General features: G+C 63.5%; 16 protein-coding genes. 7 read left to right on the forward strand and 9 right to left on the reverse strand.

Going from position 1 to position 20271, the window contains the following annotated elements; translation table 11 throughout:
* Nucleotides 1-164: 164 nt before the first annotated feature.
* The 7 genes from pnp to rimP all read right to left on the reverse strand — a co-directional run bounded on the left by pnp (nt 165) and on the right by rimP (nt 9370).
* On the reverse strand, nt 165-2309 hold the full coding sequence (pnp, locus tag QUG03_RS13390) for a polyribonucleotide nucleotidyltransferase (RefSeq protein ID WP_107800117.1): 2145 nt from the start codon (nt 2307-2309) through the stop codon (nt 165-167).
* A 193-nt stretch (nt 2310-2502) separates the two neighbouring features.
* Nucleotides 2503-2772, reverse strand: a complete 270-nt coding sequence (gene rpsO, locus QUG03_RS13395; RefSeq protein ID WP_019104449.1) for a 30S ribosomal protein S15 — start codon at nt 2770-2772, stop codon at nt 2503-2505.
* 121 nt (nt 2773-2893) lie between these two features.
* The gene (gene truB / locus QUG03_RS13400; RefSeq protein ID WP_500820205.1) at nt 2894-3817 is read right to left on the reverse strand and encodes a tRNA pseudouridine(55) synthase TruB; all 924 of its coding nucleotides are present in this window, start codon (nt 3815-3817) and stop codon (nt 2894-2896) included.
* Nucleotides 3814-4233: a 30S ribosome-binding factor RbfA gene (rbfA, locus tag QUG03_RS13405; RefSeq protein ID WP_107800119.1), complete on the reverse strand. Its 420-nt coding sequence runs from the start codon at nt 4231-4233 to the stop codon at nt 3814-3816. The genes truB and rbfA overlap by 4 nt, the downstream gene beginning before the upstream one ends.
* Before the next feature lie 208 nt (nt 4234-4441).
* On the reverse strand, nt 4442-7375 hold the full coding sequence (infB, locus tag QUG03_RS13410; RefSeq protein ID WP_486636818.1) for a translation initiation factor IF-2: 2934 nt from the start codon (nt 7373-7375) through the stop codon (nt 4442-4444).
* A gap of 39 nt (nt 7376-7414) precedes the next feature.
* Nucleotides 7415-8893 (reverse strand): transcription termination factor NusA, encoded by a 1479-nt coding sequence (gene nusA / locus QUG03_RS13415; RefSeq protein ID WP_235089524.1) that lies wholly within the window; start codon nt 8891-8893, stop codon nt 7415-7417.
* A gap of 51 nt (nt 8894-8944) precedes the next feature.
* Nucleotides 8945-9370, reverse strand: a complete 426-nt coding sequence (gene rimP, locus QUG03_RS13420) for a ribosome maturation factor RimP (protein ID WP_048409119.1) — start codon at nt 9368-9370, stop codon at nt 8945-8947.
* 313 nt (nt 9371-9683) lie between these two features.
* Between rimP and QUG03_RS13425 the strand changes: the two genes are divergently transcribed.
* The 7 genes from QUG03_RS13425 (at nt 9684) to QUG03_RS13455 (ending at nt 18045) form a co-directional block, all read left to right on the forward strand.
* A complete protein-coding gene (locus tag QUG03_RS13425) occupies nt 9684-11366 on the forward strand; it encodes a long-chain-fatty-acid--CoA ligase (protein ID WP_227107488.1) in 1683 nt (560 codons plus the stop codon).
* A gap of 131 nt (nt 11367-11497) precedes the next feature.
* Nucleotides 11498-12625, forward strand: a complete 1128-nt coding sequence (locus QUG03_RS13430) for a PilT/PilU family type 4a pilus ATPase (protein WP_233246666.1) — start codon at nt 11498-11500, stop codon at nt 12623-12625.
* An 8-nt stretch (nt 12626-12633) separates the two neighbouring features.
* Nucleotides 12634-12984 (forward strand): arsenate reductase, encoded by a 351-nt coding sequence (locus QUG03_RS13435; protein ID WP_500820206.1) that lies wholly within the window; start codon nt 12634-12636, stop codon nt 12982-12984.
* On the forward strand, nt 12981-14114 hold the full coding sequence (dapE, locus tag QUG03_RS13440; RefSeq protein WP_500820207.1) for a succinyl-diaminopimelate desuccinylase: 1134 nt from the start codon (nt 12981-12983) through the stop codon (nt 14112-14114). The genes QUG03_RS13435 and dapE overlap by 4 nt, the downstream gene beginning before the upstream one ends.
* A gap of 143 nt (nt 14115-14257) precedes the next feature.
* The gene (locus tag QUG03_RS13445) at nt 14258-14887 is read left to right on the forward strand and encodes a MarC family protein (RefSeq protein ID WP_019103674.1); all 630 of its coding nucleotides are present in this window, start codon (nt 14258-14260) and stop codon (nt 14885-14887) included.
* A 288-nt stretch (nt 14888-15175) separates the two neighbouring features.
* Nucleotides 15176-16537, forward strand: a complete 1362-nt coding sequence (gene ccoG / locus QUG03_RS13450; protein ID WP_500820208.1) for a cytochrome c oxidase accessory protein CcoG — start codon at nt 15176-15178, stop codon at nt 16535-16537.
* Nucleotides 16538-16650: 113 nt separating this feature from the next.
* A complete protein-coding gene (locus tag QUG03_RS13455; protein WP_158274263.1) occupies nt 16651-18045 on the forward strand; it encodes an aminotransferase-like domain-containing protein in 1395 nt (464 codons plus the stop codon).
* A gap of 3 nt (nt 18046-18048) precedes the next feature.
* Here QUG03_RS13455 and uhpC read toward each other — a convergent pair whose 3' ends face one another.
* Both uhpC and QUG03_RS13465 read right to left on the reverse strand, forming a co-directional pair.
* Nucleotides 18049-19398, reverse strand: coding sequence for an MFS transporter family glucose-6-phosphate receptor UhpC (gene uhpC, locus QUG03_RS13460; RefSeq protein WP_107799029.1), 1350 nt, complete (start codon nt 19396-19398; stop codon nt 18049-18051).
* A gap of 72 nt (nt 19399-19470) precedes the next feature.
* Nucleotides 19471-20271 (reverse strand): inositol monophosphatase family protein, encoded by an 801-nt coding sequence (locus tag QUG03_RS13465; protein WP_107799028.1) that lies wholly within the window; start codon nt 20269-20271, stop codon nt 19471-19473.

The following is a 20271-nucleotide window of genomic DNA, read 5'->3' on the forward strand; positions in this document are numbered from 1 at the left end:
ATAACATTCCAATCAAAAGACATGTAAGTTAGCACGACAAACATAAAGACCCTACATGACGGCAATAAGCAAGCGCTAAAAGCGGACGTAAAAAAACCCCCTGCCATGGCAGGGGGTGATGCTAGCCGGCGGCCGTTCCGTATCGGAGCGGCGCTCAGGCTGGCTTACTGGGTTTTCAGACCGAAGGAATCGGCAGTCGCCTGCGCGGTCTTGGCTTCTTCTTCCAGCAGGGCCTTGATGGACAGGCGGATGCGGCCGCGGTCGTCCATTTCGATGGCCTTGACCTTCACGACCTGGCCTTCTTTCAGATAGTCGGCCACGTTCTTGATGCGCTCGTTGGCGATCTGGGAAATGTGGACCAGACCATCTTTGCCCGGCAGGATGGACACGATGGCGCCGACGTTGTTGTCGAGGATCTTGACCACGGTGCCTTCGTACACCTTGCCCACTTCCACTTCAACGGTGATCTCTTCGATGCGCTTCTTGGCGGCTTCCGCGCCTTCGTTGCTGACCGAAGCGATGGTGATGGTGCCGTCTTCCTCGATATTGATCTCGCAGCCGGTGTCCTTGGTGATGGAGCGGATGGTTTCGCCGCCCTTGCCGATCACTTCGCGGATCTTGTCCGGGTTGATCTTCATCACGTACAGACGCGGAGCGTGAGCGGACAGCTCTTGCGGGCCGTCCACGGCTTCCTTCATCAGACCCAGGATGTGCATGCGGCCTTCTTTGGCCTGATCCAGCGCCACCTGCATGATTTCCTTGGTGATGCCCTGGATCTTGATGTCCATCTGCAGCGCGGTCACGCCTGCGGCGGTACCGGCCACTTTGAAGTCCATGTCGCCCAGGTGATCTTCATCGCCCAGGATGTCGGTCAGCACCGCGAAGCGGTTGCCTTCCAGGATCAGACCCATGGCGATGCCGGCCACGTGCGCCTTCAGCGGCACGCCGGCGGACAGCAGCGACAGGCAGCCGCCGCACACGGAAGCCATCGACGAGGAGCCGTTGGATTCGGTGATTTCCGACACCACGCGCATCGAGTAGCCGAACTCCGATTCCGGCGGCAGCACGGCAACCAGCGCGCGCTTGGCCAGGCGGCCGTGGCCGATTTCACGGCGCTTCGGCGGGCCCATGCGGCCGGCTTCGCCGGTGGAGTACGGCGGGAAGTTGTAATGCAGCATGAAGCGCTCGGTGTATTCGCCGGCCAGCGCGTCGATGATCTGCTCGTCCTGCTTAGTGCCCAGCGTGGTCACCACCATGGCTTGGGTTTCGCCGCGGGTGAACAGCGCGGAACCGTGGGTGCGCGGCAGCACGTTGTTGCGGATGCTGATCGGGCGCACGGTGCGGGTGTCGCGACCGTCGATGCGCGCATCGCCGGCCAGGATCTGGCCGCGAACGATTTCGGCTTCCAGGCCCTTGAAGATGCCCTTGATCTCATTGGCCTTCAGGGTGTCGGTGTTTTCGTCGATCAGACCGGCTTTGACCGCGCTCCAGGCTTCGTTGATCGCCACGGTGCGGGCTTGCTTCTGACGCAGGCGGAAGGCGTTGGCCAGTTGCTCGCCGGCGATGGCGCGCACTTGGGCGATCAGCGCCTCATCGGCCACCGGAGCGGCCCAGTCGAACATCACCGGGTTCACTTCGTCGGCCAGTTCGTTGATGGCCTTGATCGCGGCTTGCATCTGCTCGTGACCGAACACCACGGCGCCCAGCATCACGGCTTCCGGCAGTTCCTTGGCTTCGGATTCCACCATCAGCACCGCGCGCTCGGTACCGGCGACCACCAGGTCCATTTCGGACGCGGCCAGCTCGGTGCGAGTCGGGTTCAGGATGTATTCGCCATTGGCGTAGCCCACGCGGGCGGCGCCGATCGGGCCGGCGAACGGCAGGCCGGAAATGGCCAGAGCGGCGGAAGCGCCGATCATCGCCGGAACGTCGGAATCCACTTCAGGATTCAGCGACATCACGGTGGCGACGATCTGCACGTCGTGGAAGAAGCCTTCCGGGAACAGCGGGCGGATCGGACGGTCGATCAGGCGGCTGGTCAGCACTTCCTTCTCGGACTGCTTGCCTTCGCGCTTGAAGAAACCGCCCGGGATCTTGCCGGCGGCGTAGGTGCGCTCCAGGTAATCCACGGTCAGCGGGAAGAAGTCCTGGCCCGGCTTGACGTTCTTGCCGCCCACCACGGAGACCAGCACGACGGTGTCTTCAACGGAGACGATGACGGAACCAGACGCCTGACGGGCGACTTCGCCGGTTTCCAGGGTGACGGTGTGACGGCCGTACTGGAAAGACTTGGTGATTTTATTGAACACAGGGTTTCCCTATTTCTTTGTGTGTGACAAATAATCGCAAGCCGAAAAAACAACGGGAACCCCTAAAAATTCCGACCAACAGCGCCGATCCGAATTTTTAGAGGCTCCCCCCGTTGTTACAGCAATAATGCTCGCGATCTTGCATGCGGCATGAAAAAGTCGCAGCACGCTGCGACTTTTCCAAAACCCAACCTTACTTGCGCAGGCCCAGGCGAGCGATCAATGCGCGATAGCTATCGGCATCGGTGCGCTTCAGGTAATCCAGCAGACGACGGCGACGGCTTACCAGCTTCAACAGGCCACGACGGCTGTGGTGGTCCTTGGTGTTGGCTTTGAAGTGCGGGGTCAGGTCGTTGATGCGAGCGGTCAACAGAGCCACTTGCACTTCGGACGAACCGGTGTCGCCTTCGCTGCGCTGGAAGTCTTTAACGATGTCTGCTTTTTGAGCGGCGGTCATTGCCATTTGGGGTAACTCCAAATTATCAGTAGGGGTCTTTCAACCCGACAAGTGCAGCGAGCAGCCATGGCCTAAACCCTGACAACCCATCAACACTCCGGTAAAGCGGCCTTGCGGCCGTCGGCGTTCAAGACGTCGCCGTCTTGCTCGCCAGGAGCCGGATCGGATGCAGGCGACCATCGTCGCGCGCCTCGCCCAGCCCCAAGAATTCCCGGCTTCCCTCGCGGTAAATCCGGAAACGCTGCATTTTCGCACATTTTTCGGTAAAACGCACGGGCTGTCCGTGCATGAATTTACCGGCCTCCTCGGCCGCCAGTTCCGCCTCGGGCAGATGGCGCACCAGGATGTCCGCCGGCAACAGCAAGGCCTCGCGCTGCGGCATTTCCAGCGCTTCGATATCCGCCAGTTGCAAGGCCTCGTCCAGCGAAAAACCGCCGGTGGCGGTGCGGCGCAGGCCGGTCAGATGCGCGCCGCAGCCCAGGGCTTCGCCGATGTCGCAGGCCAGAGTGCGGATATAGGTGCCCTTGCTGCACAGCACGTCGATCACCGCGGTGTCGCCGTCCAGGCTGATCAACTCCAGCTTGCGGATATGCACCCGCCGCGCCTCGCGTTCGATCTCGATGCCGGCGCGCGCGTACTCGTACAAGGGCTTGCCCTGATGCTTGAGCGCCGAATACATCGGCGGCACCTGGGAAATTTCGCCGCAGAAGGCCGCCATCGCCGCCAGCAGGCCGTCGCGGTCGAAAGCCGCCGGACGTTCGGACACCACCTCGCCCTCCACGTCGCCGGTGGTGGTCACCACGCCGAACTTCACCGTGGCGCGGTAGCCCTTGTCCGCGTCCAGCAGATAGGAGGAAAACTTGGTGGCCTCGCCCAGGCAGACCGGCAGCAGGCCGGTGGCCAGCGGGTCCAGCACGCCGGTATGGCCGGCCTTGGCGGCGTTCAGCAGCCAGCGCGCCTTTTGCAGCGCGCCGTTGCTGGAGATGTCGTAAGGCTTGTCGATCAGCAGCACGCCGTCTATCAGGCGGCGATTGCTGCGCGGCTTGCTCATTCCTTGCCCTCGGCGCCGTCCTCGCCGGCCGCGGCTTCCTGGCCGCCGAACTTCTCGGCGTCCTCGCGCGCCACCTGATTGATCAGGCTGGTCATATGCATGCCGCGCTCCACCGATTCGTCGTAGACGAAGTGCAGCTGCGGCGTGGTGAAGATCTTGATGCTGCGGCCCAGCTCGGAGCGCAGATAGCCGGCCGAGCTTTCCAGCGCCTCCTGGGTGGCTTCGCGCGTCTTCTCGTCCATCACGGTGTAGAACACCTTGGCGTGCGAATAGTCGCGGGTCACTTGCACCAGGGTGATGGTGATCCAACCGGCGCGCGGATCTTTCAGGCCCTTGCGGGTCAGTTCCGCCAGTTCGCGCTGAATCTGCTCGGCGATGCGGTCGGAACGGGAGAAACCTTTTTTGGCTTTGGCCATAGCATTTCCAATAAATTGATTAATTAGCCACGGAAGCACACGGAACGGCACGGAAAGCGCGCATCGGCGGCGCCCCCTTGTCCACCGAATCAGGCCCCCTCATTCAGCGCCATTCATTCCGTGTACTTCCGTGGCTAATTCAAACAAGAAAAAAGGCGAGCGCCCGCCGACCTCACGGTCAGACCGGCGCCCGCCCTTGGCGTCTCGCTTACAGAGAGCGCGCCACTTCCACGATTTCGAACGCTTCCAGCTGGTCGCCTTCTTGGATGTCGTTGAAGTTTTTCAGCATCAGGCCGCATTCGTAGCCCTGCTTCACTTCCTTCACGTCGTCCTTGAAGCGCTTCAGGGAATCCAGTTCGCCGGTGTGCACCACCACGTGATTGCGGATCAGACGGATCGAAGCGGTGCGCTTGATCATGCCGTCGGTCACCATGCAACCCGCGATATTGCCCACCTTGGACACCGGGATCACCTGACGGATTTCCACCGTGCCCAGGATCTGTTCTTTCTTCTCCGGAGCCAGCATGCCGGACAGCGCCGCTTTCACTTCGTCCACCGCATCATAGATGATGTTGTAGTAGCGGATGTCCACGCCTTCGCTCTCCGCCAGCTTGCGGGCGGCGGCATCGGCACGGGTGTTGAAGCCGATCACGATGGCCTTGGAGGCGATCGCCAGGTTGACGTCGGATTCCGAGATGCCGCCCACGCCGGAGTGCAGGATGCCCACGCGCACTTCGTCGGTGGACAGCTTTTGCAAGCTGCCGGCCAGCGCTTCGTAGGAACCTTGCATGTCGGCCTTGATGATGATGGACAGGGTTTGCACCTCGCCCTCCGCCATCTGCGCGAACATATTCTCCAGCTTGGCCGCCTGCTGCTTGGCCAGACGCACGTCGCGGAACTTGCCGGCGCGGAACAGGGCGATTTCACGCGCCTTCTTCTCGTCAGTCAGCACCATCGCGTCTTCGCCGGCTTGCGGCACGTCGGACAGACCCAGGATCTCCACCGGAATCGCCGGACCGGCGGATTCGATGGCCTTGCCGTTTTCGTCCATCATCGCGCGGACGCGGCCGAAGGCGGTGCCGGCCAGTACCACGTCGCCCTTCTTCAGGGTGCCGGATTGAACCAGCAAGGTGGCCACCGGGCCGCGGCCCTTGTCGAGGCGAGCCTCGACGATGATGCCCTTGGCCGGCGCTTCCACCGGAGCCTTCAGCTCCAGCACTTCGGCTTGCAGCAGGATGGCTTCCAGCAGCGCGTCGATGTTCTGGCCCATTTTGGCCGACACTTCGACGAACTGAGTGTCGCCGCCCCAGTCTTCCGGCACCACTTCATGCGATACCAGTTCCTGACGGATGCGCTCGACGTTGGCGCCCTGCTTGTCGATCTTGTTCACCGCCACCACCATCGGCACCTTGGCCGCTTTGGCGTGGTGGATGGCTTCGATGGTTTGCGGCATCACGCCGTCGTCGGCCGCCACCACCAGCACCACGATGTCGGTGGCCTTGGCGCCGCGGGCACGCATCGCGGTAAACGCTTCGTGACCCGGGGTGTCCAGGAAGGTGATCATGCCGCGCGGGGTTTCCACGTGGTAAGCGCCGATGTGCTGAGTAATGCCGCCGGCTTCGCCCGCGGCGACCTTGGCGCGGCGGATGTAGTCCAGCAGCGAGGTCTTGCCGTGGTCGACGTGACCCATCACGGTCACCACCGGGGAGCGCGGCAGTTCCACGACTTCCACCGCGGACTCGGCGCCGCCCAGTTCCAGGTAGGCTTCCGGATCGTCGGCCTGAGCCGCCTTCGGCACGTGACCCATTTCTTCCACCACGATCATCGCGGTTTCCTGGTCCAGCACCTGGTTGATGGTCACCATCATGCCCATCTTCATCAGCGCCTTGATCACCTCGACGGCCTTGACGGCCATCTTGTGCGCCAGATCGGCGACGGAAATGGTTTCCGGCACCAGCACTTCATGCACGATGGGTTCGGTCGGCGCCTGGAAGGCGTGCTGATTGTTCTGCTTGTGACGGTTCTTGCCGCCGCGGGATTTCCAGTCGTTGCCGGCATCGCCGCCCTTGGTCCTCAGACCGCGGCCGCCCTTCTTGCCTTCGTCCCAGCGATCGCCGCCCTTCTTGCCGCCGCCGCCTTTCTTGGCGTCGGGACGGCCGGCCACGGTGGCCGGAACCGCCGGGGCGCCGGGCGCGCCGGCAGCAGCCGGGCGCGGACCGCGGTTATCGCCAGCCGGACGCGGGCCGCGGTTGTCGCCAGCCGGGCGCGGACCACGGTTGTCGCCAGCCGGGCGCGGGCCGCGGTTGTCGCCAGCCGGACGCGGGCCACGGTTGTCGCCAGCCGGGCGCGGGCCGCGGTTGTCGCCGGCGCCGGCCGGACGACGGTCGTCGCGGCGCGGTTCTTCGCGGCGAGCCGGCGGCTCAGCGGCGCGCACCGGCTCGGGAGCCGGCGGCGGTTGCAAGGCGGCCTGGCGCGCGGCCTGGCGGCGCTCTTCGCGCTCGATCTTTTCGCGCATCAGCGCTTCCTGACGGGCGCGGAAAGCGGCCTGGCGCTTTTCCTCGGCTTCGCGAGCGGCGATTTCTTCCGGGCTCAGGATGGAGGCCACGGTCGGACGCTGCGCCGGAGCGGCCGGCTTGGGAGCGGCCGGTTTGGCGGCTTCCTGGCGCGGCGCTTCAGCCGGCTTGGGCTCGGGCTTGGCTTCCGCGGCTTGCGGAGCCGGTTCCGGCTTGGGCTCGGGCTTGATTTCCGGTTTCGGTTCGGGCTTGGCTTCCACCGCCGGAGCCGGCGCCGGTTCCGGCGCCTTCACCGGCTCCACCGGGCTGGACTCGGCCGCGGCGGGCTGAGCCGCGGACGCCTCTTCCGGACGCACCACGAAGCGCTTCTTGCGGGTCTCCACCTTGACGGTGCTGCCGTCGGCGGTCTTGATCTCGCTGGTGGACTTGCGCGTCAGGGCGATGCGCGACTCTTCGTCGCGCGCACCGTGGGAGCGCTTCAGATAGTCAAGAAGCTGGGACTTGTCTTGCGCGGATAGCGCGTCATCCGGCGAGCGTTTGCTCACGCCGGCCGCGCCCAGCTGTTCCAGCAGGCGTTCCGGTGTGAGGTTAAGCTCACTGGCAAATTGTTTTACGTTTGTCAAAACCATGCGTCTTCCCAAATTCTGTAAATTCTTTCCGGACAGGCCTTACTGGTCGAACCAGTGCTCGCGCGCCTTCATGATGACGGCGCGGGCGGTCTCGGCCTCCATGCCGGTCATGTCCACCAGATCGTCCACGGCCAAATCGGCCAGATCGTCGCGGGTGATCACGCCGCCTTCGGCCAGCTTGCGAACCAGCTCGGCGTCCAGGCCCTCGATATCGCGCAGGCCATCGGAAACGCTTTCCACCTTTTCTTCGGACGCAATAGCCTGTGTCAAAAGAGCGTCACGTGCGCGGATGCGCAGATCGTTGACCAGCTCCTCATCAAACCCTTCAATCTCCAGCATCTCCGCAATCGGCACATACGCCACTTCTTCCAAAGCGGCAAAGCCTTCTTGCACCAGTACGGCGGCGACGTCTTCGCTCACGCCCAGGGCGTTCACGAACAGATCACGCACGGCGGCGTCTTCCGCCTGATGCTTTTCTTCAGCCTCGGCAACGGTCATGATGTTGAGGTACCAGCCGGTCAACTCGGCGGCCAGCTTGACGTTCTGGCCGCTGCGGCCGATGGCCAGCGCCAGTTGCTCCTCCTCCACCACCACGTCCATGCTGTGGTTGTCTTCGTCCACCATGATGCGGCTGACTTCAGCCGGCGACAGCGCGTTGATCACGAACTGAGCCGGTTCCGGCGCCCACAGCACAATGTCGATGCGCTCGCCGCCCAGCTCCTGGCTGACCGACTGAACGCGGGAACCGCGCATGCCGATGCAGGTGCCCTGCGGATCGATGCGCGCGTCGTTGGCCTTGACGGCGATCTTGGCGCGCATGCCGGCGTCGCGCACGGCGGCCTTGATCTCCAGCAGGCCTTCGTCGATTTCCGGCACTTCCAGCTCGAACAGCTTGGTCAGGAAATCCGGAGAGGTGCGCGACAGCACTAGCTGCGGGCCGCGACCCAGACGATCGATGCGCAACAGGAAAGCCTTGACGCGGTCGCCCACGCGCAGGTTTTCCTTGGGGATCATCTGATCGCGCGGCAGCACCGCTTCCAGCTTGCCGCATTCCACGATGGCGTTGCCGCGCTCGATGCGTTTGATGGTGCCGGTCACCAGGTGCTCGCGGCGCTGCAGGAACTCGTTCAGCAGCTGCTCGCGCTCAGCGTCGCGAATGCGTTGCAGGATCACTTGCTTGGCGGTTTGCGCGCCGATGCGGCCAAACTCCACCGCCTCCATCGGCTCCTCGATGAACGCGCCCACTTCAATGCGCGGATCGCGCTCGCGCGCGTCGATTACGCCGATTTCCTTGCTTTCCGATTCCAGCAGTTCGTCTTCCACCACCAACCAGCGGCGGAAGGTCTGATATTGACCGCTGTGGCGGTCGATTTCGACGCGCACGTCCATCTCGTCATCGGTAAACTTTTTCTTGGTTGCCGAGGCAAGCGCCATCTCAAGGGCGGAGAACACCACATCCTTGCTGACATTCTTTTCGCTCGCCAGGGCATCCACCAGCAACAAAATCTCGCGACTCATTCATTCCTCTCCGATTTTTGTCCTTTTGCGTGGCTTATGGCCGTCCAGACATCAAAACTCAGGCTCCAGCCTGGCCTTGTCGATATTGGCAAACGGAATCGCCACGATGCGGCCATCCACATCCAGCTTCACAGAGTCTTCCTCGACCCCGGCAAGACGACCGGTAAATTTCTTCTGCTGCTCGATCGGCATGCGCGTCTTGATCTTGGCAAGCTTACCGGCGAAGCGGACGAAATCAGCCTCTTTCTTCAGCGGACGGTCCAAGCCCGGCGAAGACACTTCGAGTCGCTCGTAGTCGATGTTCTCGACCATGAAAAGGCGGGTGAAGTGATTGCTCACCTGGACGCAATCTTCCACGGTGATGCCACCCGGCTTGTCGATAAAAACGCGAAAACCGCCCCCTGGGGTCATTTCGAAATCGACCAACTCGTAGCCCAGACCCGGCAGGGTGTTTTCCAGCAGCAAACGAACATCCATTGCTTTTTCCACAAATAAAAAATGGGCGAAACGCCCATCCCTAACCGACGCGATTGTAACCTATTCCATTGAAAAAGAAAACCGGCGAACCGCCCGCCTCCAACGGGACCGGACGGCTGTTTGCGCCGGACTTCTTTGCGAGCGGTTCCAGTTACGGTACATTACCGGGCACTCAAACAGCAGTTTGACGTCATGAGCGGCCAAGCCGCCGCGACATAACAAATATATAGTCACCAAATAGGTACGACGCCCGCCGGCGCGCGATACGCTGGCGCGACTCTCGTTAACCAGCACGATGGAGAAACCGGGATTTATGGAAAAGGTGTGGCTCAAAAACTACCAGCCGGGCGTAGCTCACGAAATCGACATCAACCAGTTTCAATCCGTGGTCGAAGTCTTCGACCGCAGCGTCAAGAAATTCCATGACCGCCCCGCCCTGGCCTGCATGGGCAAAGAACTCAGCTACCGCGAGATGGACCAGCTCTCCGGCCAGTTCGCCTCCTATCTGCAGCATGAGCTGAAGCTCCAGAAGGGCGACCGCGTGGCGGTGATGATGCCCAATCTGCTGCAATATCCGGTCGCGGTGTTCGGCACCTTGCGCGCCGGCGGCACCGTGGTCAACGTCAATCCGCTGTACACCCCGCGTGAGCTGGAGCATCAGCTGAAGGACTCCGGCGCGGAAACCATCGTGATCCTGGAGAACTTCGCCAGCGTGCTGGAACAGGTGCTGCCGCGCACCCAGGTCAAGCACGTGATCGTGGCCTCCATCGGCGAGATGCTGGGCTTCGCCAAGGGCATGCTGGTCAACTTCGTGGTGCGCAAGGTCAAGAAGATGGTGCCGCCGTGGCGCCTGCCCGGCCATGTCCGCTTCAGCGACGTCCTGTCCCGCGGCGCGCGCGCGCCCTACCGGCCGGTGGAGCTGGGCCACGACGACATCGCCTTCCTGCAATACACCGGCGGCACCACCGGCGTCTCCAAGGGCGCGATGCTGGTTCACCGCAATATCGTCGCCAATATGCTGCAAGCCGGCGAGTGGGTGAAGCCGGTGATCCGCCCGGGACAGGAAATCATCGTCACCGCGCTGCCGCTCTATCACATCTTCTCCTTGACCGCGAATCTGATGGTGTTCACCGAAGTGGGGGCGCTCAACATCCTGATCACCAATCCGCGCGACATCCCCGGCTTCATCAAGGAAATGGGCAAGTACCCGATCACCTGCATGACCGGGGTCAACACCCTGTTCAACGCGCTGCTGAACAATCCGGAATTCGCCAAGCTCGACTTCTCCACCTGGCGCCTGGCGCTGGGCGGCGGCATGGCGGTGCAAAAGGCGGTGGCGGACAAGTGGAAGCAAGTGACCGGCGTCACCCTGGTGGAAGCCTACGGCCTGACCGAGGCCAGCCCGGCCGTGTGCATGAATCCGCTGGATCTCGCCGCCTACAACGGCACCATCGGCGTGCCGGTGCCCTCCACCGAGATGCAGCTGCGCGGCCCCGAGGGCGAGGAAGTGGCCCCCGGCGAGCAGGGCGAGCTGTGCATCCGCGGCCCTCAGGTGATGAAAGGCTATTGGAACCGCCCGGACGAAACCGCCAAGGTGCTGAGCCCGGACGGCTTCCTCGCCACCGGCGACATGGCCATGCTGACGCCGGACGGCTTCGTCAAACTGGTGGACCGCAAGAAGGACATGATCCTGGTGTCCGGCTTCAACGTTTACCCCAACGAGATCGAAGACGTGGTGGCCGGCCACGCCGGCGTGCTGGAAGTGGCCTGCATCGGCGTGCCGGACGACAAGTCCGGCGAGGTGGTCAAGGTCTTCGTGGTGCGCAAAGACCGCGCGCTGACGGAAAAAGACATCATCCAGCACTGCCGCGACAATCTGACCGGCTACAAGGTGCCCAAGCTGGTGGAATTCCGCGACGAGCTGCCCAAGACCAATGTCGGCAAGATTCTGCGCCGCGCGCTGCGCGATGAGAACAGCGGCGCCAAACCCGCCTGATCCATGCGGACGCCATGAAATCGCCGCCGCCCGCGCTGTCGGGCGGCGTTTTTTTTGGGCGCGGGCCGGCTACACTTTAAAAGAACCGTTCCATTGATAAACCTTGCCGCTTCGGGTGCACGATTATGTTGATGCTGCCGTTTTTCAAATTGATGGCCGAACGCCGCGCCAGCGATCTGTTCTTCACCAGCTTCTCCCCGCCGATGATCAAGCAGAACGGCGAGCTGCTGCCGATGAACGAAAAACCGCTGACCGCAGACATGGTCAAACAGCTGGCCTACAGCCTGATGAGCGAAGAGGAAATCGGCGTCTTCGAACAGGAACGCGAAATGAACCTGGGCCACCCGGTGCCCGGCCTCGGCAGTTTCCGCATCAATATCTTCTGGCAACGCGGCTCCGTGGGCATGGTGGTGCGCTACATCCTGCCCAATATTCCGTCGCTGGAGCATTTGCAGCTGCCGCCGGTGCTCAGCGAACTGATCAAGCTCAAGCGCGGCCTGATCCTGGTGGTCGGCTCCACCGGTTCCGGCAAAAGCTCCACCGTGGCGGCCATGCTGCAAACCCGCAATCAGAGCATGAGCGGCCACATCCTCACCGTGGAAGACCCGATCGAATTCCTGTTCCGCCACGACAAGTCCATCGTCAACCAGCGCGAAGTGGGCTTCGACACTCTCTCCTACGCCCGCGCGCTGAAAAACGCGATGCGCGAGGCGCCGGACGTGCTGATGATAGGCGAGATCCGCGACCCGGAAACCCTAACCCAGGCGGTGACCTACGCCCAGTCCGGCCATCTGTGCATCTCCACGCTGCACGGCAACAACAGCTATCACATGCTGAGCCGGGTCATCAATTTCTTCCCGGCGGAAAGCCGCGCCGCCTTGCTGATGGACCTGTCCTCCGCGCTGAAGGCGGTGGTTTCGCAACGGCTGATCCCCACGGTGGACGGCGCCCGGGTGCCGGCAATCGAAATCCTGATCAACACCGCGCGCATTTCGGAGTTGATCCGAAACGGAGAGATAGACAAAATCAAGGAGGCCATCGAAAGCAGCATGAGCGATGGCTCGCAAACCTTCGAACAGGCGTTGTACCGGCTCTACAGCACGGGGCGCATCAGCCTGGACGAGGCCCTGAGAAACGCCGACTCGCCCACCAACTTGTACTGGTTGATCAATCAGAGCAAGGAAAAAGCGGCGAGCGGCGACGATAAGCAAGCCGGCGGCGAGCCGCCAAGCTTCGACAGCATCAAACTGGACCTGTAAACCCACCCATGATTACTCTTTACGGCATACCCAATTGCAGCACCGTCAAAAAAGCGCGCCAATGGCTGAGCGACAACGGCCTCGACTACCACTTCCATGATTTCAAGAAACAAGGCGCGGACGCCGCCAGCCTGGAGCGCTGGGCCGCCGCGGTCGGCCTCGCCAAGCTGATCAACCGCCAGGGCACCACCTGGCGCGCGCTGCCGGACGCGGTCAAGGCCGGCGCCGAGCAACTGCCGGCCGCGCTGGCCTTGATGCAGGCCAATCCCTCTGTGATCAAGCGCCCGGTGCTGGACGCCGGCGGCAAGATCAGCGTCGGCTTCGTCGAAGCCGACTGGGCGGAGCGCCTGCTGAAATGAGCGCAACCTTAGAACTGGCGCGGCAGCTGATCCGGCTGGATTCGGTCACCCCGCGCGACCAGGGCTGCCAGGAATTGATGATCGCCCGCTTGGAAGCCATAGGCTTTCGCGTGGAGCGCATGCGTTTCGGCGAGGTCGACAACTTCTGGGCCCGCCGCGGCGACGCAGCTCCGCTGGTCTGCTTCGCCGGCCACACCGACGTGGTGCCCACCGGTCCGCTGGAGCAATGGGACAGCCCGCCCTTCGAACCCACCATCCGCAACGGCCTGCTCTACGGCCGCGGCGCCGCCGACATGAAAGCTTCGCTGGCCGCCTTCGTCACCGCCTGCGAAGACTTCGTCGCCCGCCATCCCAGACACCCCGGCTCCATCGCCCTCCTGATCACCTCGGACGAGGAAGGCGTGGCGGTGGACGGCAGCGTCAAGGTGGTGGACGCGCTGGAGGCGCGCGGCGAAACCATAGATTATTGCATCGTCGGCGAGCCCACCTCGGACCAGGCGCTGGGCGACACCATCAAGAACGGCCGCCGCGGCTCGCTGTCCGGCCATTTGATCGTGCACGGCATCCAGGGCCACATCGCCTATCCGCACCTGGCCAAGAACCCGGTTCACCTGATGGCGCCGGCGCTGGCCGAACTGGCGGAGACGCGCTGGGACGAGGGCAACGCCTTTTTCCCGCCCACCAGCTGGCAGGTGTCCAACATCCATGCGGGCACCGGCGCCAGCAACATCATTCCCGGCCATTGCGACATCCGCTTCAACTTCCGCTTCTCGCCGGAGAGCAGCGCGGAATCGCTGAAGGAGCGCGTCTGCGCCATTCTGGACCGCCACGGCCTGAGCTATGAGTTGCACTGGCAATTGTCCGGCCAGCCTTTCCTGACGCAGCCGGGCAAGCTCACCGAGGCGCTTGGCCTCGCCATCGCCGACGCCACCGGCCGCCGGGCCGAGCTCTCCACCACCGGCGGCACCTCCGACGGCCGCTTCATCAAGCGCATCGCGCGCGAGCTGGTGGAGTTCGGCCCGGTCAACGCCACCATCCACAAGCTGAACGAGTGCGTGGAGGCGGCCGATGTCGAGCCCTTGTCCGCCATCTATCGCCACACGCTGGAACTGCTGCTGAACACTGACTAAGCCGAATTCCGGCTATGCTGAAACCGGTTGCGCCTGGCGCGGCCGGTTTTTTTGCTTTGCGGCACGCCGCCGTGGCGCGGCGTCGACGCTTCTCGTCTCCCGCCTGAATGCGGCGGCCTCCAGCGAAAGGTATGATCCGAACCATGGAAGTCGAAATCGCAAAAATATTCATCGCGCTGCTGGTGCTGGTCAATCCGCTGGGCGCCATTCCCATCTTCATCAGCCTGACGCCCACCTCCAACCAGCTGGAGCGCAAGAAGATCGCCAAGACCACGGCCATCGCCGTGGCCATCGTGCTCTGCCTGTTCGCCGTCGTCGGCGAGACCCTGCTGCGCTTTCTCGGCATCAGCGTCGGCTCTTTTCAGGTGGGCGGCGGCCTGTTGGTGATGCTGATCGCCATCGCGCTGATGAACGCCAAACCGGGACCGACCAAGACCACCAAGGTGGAGCGCGAGGAAGCGGAAACCAAGACCAATATCGCCGTGGTGCCGCTGGCCATCCCGCTGATGACCGGGCCGGGCACCATCTCCACCGTGATCATCTATGCGACGACGGCCTCGTCGTGGGTACAGGTGGTTTACCTTTTGGTAAGCAGTTTGCTGGTGGCCATCACCTGCTACGGCGCGCTGGTGCTGGCCTCGCCCTTGTCCCGCCTGCTGGGGCAGACCGGCATCAACATCGTCAACCGGGTGATGGGCATGCTGCTGGCGGCGGTGTCGGTGGAAATCATCGTGGATGGGATTTACCGGCTTTTTCCGCAGCTTGCACGATAAAATCCCAAAAAACCCACAAACTCGGCAGGATTATTGTGCTGAGGCGATCAGCACAGCGCCTGGCGTTCAATACCAGACAAAGCGGGGCAATATCCGGGCTCCGCCCGTTCGCCGCATGGAAAACCCCTTGTTTTTACTTGGGGTTTTCCATGTCCACGCTCAAGCCCAAGCCCGCATCTGTATATAGACAGACGGCTCTGTATACACATTTTCAAAGACAACTGTTCATTGTTTGTACCGATCCCAAGCAGTACTAATAAGGGGTTTTCATCCAATGGTCATTTTGCCATGTCTAGCCAGCAAGCCGTCCCCATCAAAATCTATCCGCGCCTGACCACCGGCCGCTTCAACAACGTTCGGGTGTTCATGGTTCTCGCTACCCAACTGGCGTTCTTCGGCCTGCCCTGGTTGCAGTGGAACGGCAGGCAGGCTGTGCATCTGGATCTGGAACAACATCGCTTCCTGATCTTCGGCCTCACCTTCTGGCCGCAGGACTTCATCTTTTTCGCCGCCTTGCTGGTGATCTGCGCGCTGGGCCTGTTCCTGTGGACCGCGCTGGCCGGCCGGCTCTGGTGCGGTTACAGCTGTCCGCAGACAGTCTACACCCAGATCATGTTGTGGATAGAACGGCTGACCCTGGGCGATCACAACGCCCGCCGCAAACTGGACGCGGCGCCGATGAGCGTGAACAAGTTCACGCGCAAGACGCTGTCGTACGGGCTGATGGGCTTGTTCTCGCTGATCACCGGCTTCACTCTGGTCGGCTACTTCACCCCGGTGCGCGAGCTGGCCGCCGCCGCGCCCAGCCTGGCCTACGGCCCGTGGGAAAGCTTCTGGATCCTGTTCTACGGCGGTTTCACCTGGCTGCTGGCCGGCGTGCTGCGCGAGAAGGTCTGTCTGCACATGTGCCCGTACGCGCGCTTCCAGGGCGCGATGTTCGACAACGACACCCTGATCATCTCCTACGACAACCGCCGCGGCGAACCGCGCGGCAAGAGCAAGCAGGCGGCCGACAAGGCGCGCGGCAGCTGCATCGATTGCGGCATCTGCGTCCAGGTCTGCCCCACCGGCATCGACATCCGCAACGGCCTGCAATACGAGTGCATAGGCTGCGCCGCCTGTATCGACGCCTGCGATCAGGTAATGGACAAGATCCATGCGCCGCGCGGGCTGATCAGCTACACCAGCGCCGCCGCGCTGGAAGCCGCCGGCAAGCCGGAACGCCCCAGCAGCAGCCATCGCCCGCGGGTCATCGTCTACTCCAGCCTGCTGGCCGGCATCATCGCCCTGTCCACCACCGCGCTGATCCTGAAAAAACCGTTCAAGGTGGACGTGCTGCGCGACCGCGCGGTCCTGGTGCGCGCCACCGACGACGGTCTGCTGGAAAACAGCTATAACCTGAAGCTGATCAACACCAGCGAACAGGCGCAGCGCTTCAAGATCCAGGTGGAAGGCCTGCCCAGCCTGAGGCTGGACAAGCCGGGCCAGGTGGTCGAAGTCGCGCCCACCCGCACCGAGACCGTCACCGTGCGAGTGCAGGCCGAGCCCGAGCACGCCACCCGCGGCGCGCACGACATCTACTTCGTGGTCAGCTCGCTGAGCCATGACGGTAGTATGATCAGGGAAAAATCCAGCTTCATCGGCGAATGAATCTAGGACCCGCCGATGTTTTTCAGCGCCAAGCAAACGTCGGCGGCCCTAGGCAGTCCATCAGGAGTCATGCCGCGGCGCAACGCCGCCGCGGCTCAACCGCCAGGAATACAATGAGCAAGACCAGTCAACTGAGCCAGCGCTTTCGCCATGCCATCGAGCAAGGCCATCTGCGCCCCGGCGATCGCATGCCTTCGCTGCGCAAGCTATGCCTGGACCACAAGGTCAGCATCACCACCGCCCAACGCGCCTACGCCGAGCTGGAGAAACAAGGCCTGATCGAGTCCCTGCCCCGCTCCGGTTTCCGGGTGCTGGGCCTGTCCTCGCTGTCGCTGCGCCAATCGCCGCCGCTGCCGGACCACCCGGGCGAGTTCCGCGCCGAGCACCTGACCATGGCACTGCCCATGCCCTGGGGCTGCCCGTTCATGAACCCGGTGTTGATCAACACCACGCCGCTGACCCGCGCGCTGACTCGCGCGCTCAGCGATTACCGCTACGCCTTGTCCAGCACCGACAGCGAGGGCTACGAGGGGCTGCGCCGAGAACTGGCGCTGCGCTATCTCGCCCAGGGCGTGGAGCTGGACGGCGAGGAAATGCTGATCACCTGCGGCGGCATGGAGGCGCTGAACCTGGCGATCCGCTCGGTGGCCCGCCTCAGCGGCAGCGACTGCATGCTGGTGATCACCCCGGCTTTCCCGCCCATCTTCGAACAACTGGAACACCTGGAACTACGCGCCGTCGGCTTCAACTGTCCGCCGGGGCAGCCGCTGGACCTGGAGCGGCTGGAAGCGCTGCTGATCCAGCACCAGCCGGCCGGCATCATCGCCATGCCCAATTTCCAGCACCCCACCGGCCAGGTGATGAGCGATTCGCAAAAAGCCGCGCTGCTGGCACTGGCGGAACGCCACCGCGTGCCCATCATCGAGGACGACACCTATCGCGAGCTGTACTTCGGCGAAGGCGCGCCCTTGCCGCTCAAGGCTTTCGATCAGCGCGGCAGCGTGCTGCACTGTTCCTCCTTCAGCAAATCGCTGGCCCCCGGCTATCGCGTGGGCTGGATCGCCGCCGGACGCTTCCGCGACAGCATTCTGGGCCTCAAGCTGTGCAGCTCGCTGGCCACCCCGCTGCCCAGCCAGATGGCGCTGGCGCGCTTGCTGGCCGGCGGCCATCACGAGGACATGCTCAGCCTGTTGCGCCAGCGTCTGCAAAACAATCTGGCCGCGCTGCAACAGCAGATCTCCGCCCATTTCCCGGCCGACTGCCGGATGGCCCGGCCGCAGGGCGGCTACTTCCTGTGGGTGGAGCTGCCGCCCGGCGTCGACTGCCGCCGCCTGCTGCCGATGGCGATGCAACAGGGGCTGCACTTCGCGCCGTCCCAGATGTTCCACACCCCGGGACAGGACACCGGCAACGCGATGCGCTTGAACTTCAGCTTCTTCGATCCGCTGCAACACCGCTCCGGCGTCCCCCTGCTGGCCGAGCTGCTCAGCCCGGCCAACGTCCGCTGAGCCTCAGATCCGCTCATCCGCCAGCTTGACCCGCTTGCGCTGCCCCAGCAGGGGCAGCAGCAAGACGGCGGACAGCATGGTGGTCACGGACAAGGCCAGGAAAAACCCGTCCCAGCCCCAGGCGTCGGTCACCTTGGCCAGCGGGTAGCCGGACAGCGCCGCCCCCAGATAGCCGAACACGCCGACGAAACCGGTGGCCGCGCCCGCCGACTCCTTGTGCGCGGCCTCGGCCGCCGCCATGCCTATCAGCATCTGCGGGCCGAAAATAAAGAAACCGATGAAGAAGAAGCTGCCGGCGATCAACAGGTAGTGATCCACCCGCAAGGTCCACAGCAGCAGCACCGACAGCAGGATGCCCAGCGTGAAGATGATATTCATCGGCACCCGGTTGCCGCGGAAAAAACGGTCCGAGCCCCAGCCGGCGACGATGGTGCCGATGAAGCCGCCCACCTCCAGCCAGAAAATCGCCGAGTTGGCCTTCAGCAAGGCGTAGCCATGCTGCTCCTGTAGAAATTTGTTGCCCCAATCGTTGATGCCGATGCGCACCACATAGACGAATAGATAAGACGCGGCCAGCAGCCAGATGAAACGGTTGCCGAACACATAACGCCGCAAGACCTGCCACATCGGCAGCTTGGCGCTATTCCTCTCCTGCTCCAGCTCCAGTTCGTCCCGCCGCCAGGCTCCCACCGTCGGCAGGCCCATGGACGCCGGCCGATCGCGCAGGCGGACGCACAGCAACAGGCCGACGGCGATGCCGATCACCCCCGGCACGATCATGCCGTAGCGCCAGCCGTAGGCCATCGCCAAGGCGCCCGCCAGCAAGGGAATCAGCGCGCCGCCGACATTGTGCGAGGTATTGCAGATCGCCCACCAGAAACCGCGCTCGTTGCGCGAGTACCAGGCCGTCATCAACTTGGCGCACGGCGGCCAGCCCCAGCCCTGGAAGAAGGCGTTCAGCGTCCACAGCGCGGTGAAGGCCAGCAAGCTGCTGCTGAAGCCGAACAGAATGTTGATGACGCCGGTGGCGATCAGGCCCAGGCCCATGAAGTAACGCGGATTGGCGAAGTCGCTCATCATGCCGGACACGAAGCGCGACACGCCGTAGACGATGTAGAACATCGACAGGATGGCGCCGCCGGCGGCCCGCTCCCAGCCCAGGTCGTCCAACATCGCCGGCAGGATGGAATTGAAACTGCGGCGGGTGAAATAGTAGACGGCGTAGCCGGCGTACAAGCCCAACATGATGTGGAGGCGCCAATGGCGGTAGCTGGCGTTGATTTCCTCCTGGTTCTTGTCCACCGGCGCCTCCGGCTGCGCGCGCAGCCAGCTCAGCCATGTTCTCAGCGACATGTGCGTTCTCCTCTGTCCGCGCCGCCGCGACGGCGGCGCCGTTGTGACCAGCGCGTCTTTGCGCGCTTTGCCTCAAGCCAGCCGCTGAATCAGCTCCAGCGCCTCGCGGTGGCGGGCCGGATCGCCGGCCGCCACTACCCGGCTGCCGCTGTCCAGCGTGATTGCCCGGCCCTCCCAATCGCTGATCACGCCGCCGGCGCCCTCGATCACCGGCCGCATCGCCGCGTAGTCGTAGAGCTTGAGGCCGGCGTCCAGCGCCAGGTCGGTGCGCCCGGAAGCCAGCAGGCCGTAGCTGCGGCAAGCGCCGCCGTAGACCCGCCAGCCCGTGCGCTCGCAAAAGCCCTGCCATACCGGCCTTTCTTCCGGCAGGAAAAAATCCGGGCTGCTGACCGAGACGAAGGCCCGCTCCAGGCTGGCGCAGGCTCGGGTCCGGCATTCGCGGCCGCCGTCGCGCTTGAACAATAAGGTGGGCAGGCCGCGACGGCCTATCCAGCAGTCGTCGGTGGCCGGCTGGTCGATCACGCCCAGCACCGGCACGCCCTGATGCAAGAGCGCGATCAGGCTGCCGTAGACCGGCATGCCGGCCATGAAGGAGGCGGTGCCGTCGATGGGGTCCAGCACCCACAGCCATTCCGCGTCCCGCTCCCTGGCGCCGAACTCCTCGCCCAGCACGCCGTGGTCCGGATAACGCCGCAGGATGCGCTCGCGTAGCTTTTGCTCAATCTCCAGATCCAGTTGAGTCACCAGAGTGCGGTCCGGCTTGAACTGCGAACTCCAGTCGGTACGGGAAGCCAGCAAGCCGCGGCTGTCCGCCACCAGCTCCCGCGCGAATGTCAGCCATTCATCCAATTGTCCTTGGGCATACCGCCTCAT

The organism is Chromobacterium sp. CCUG 30098 (assembly GCF_059916605.1).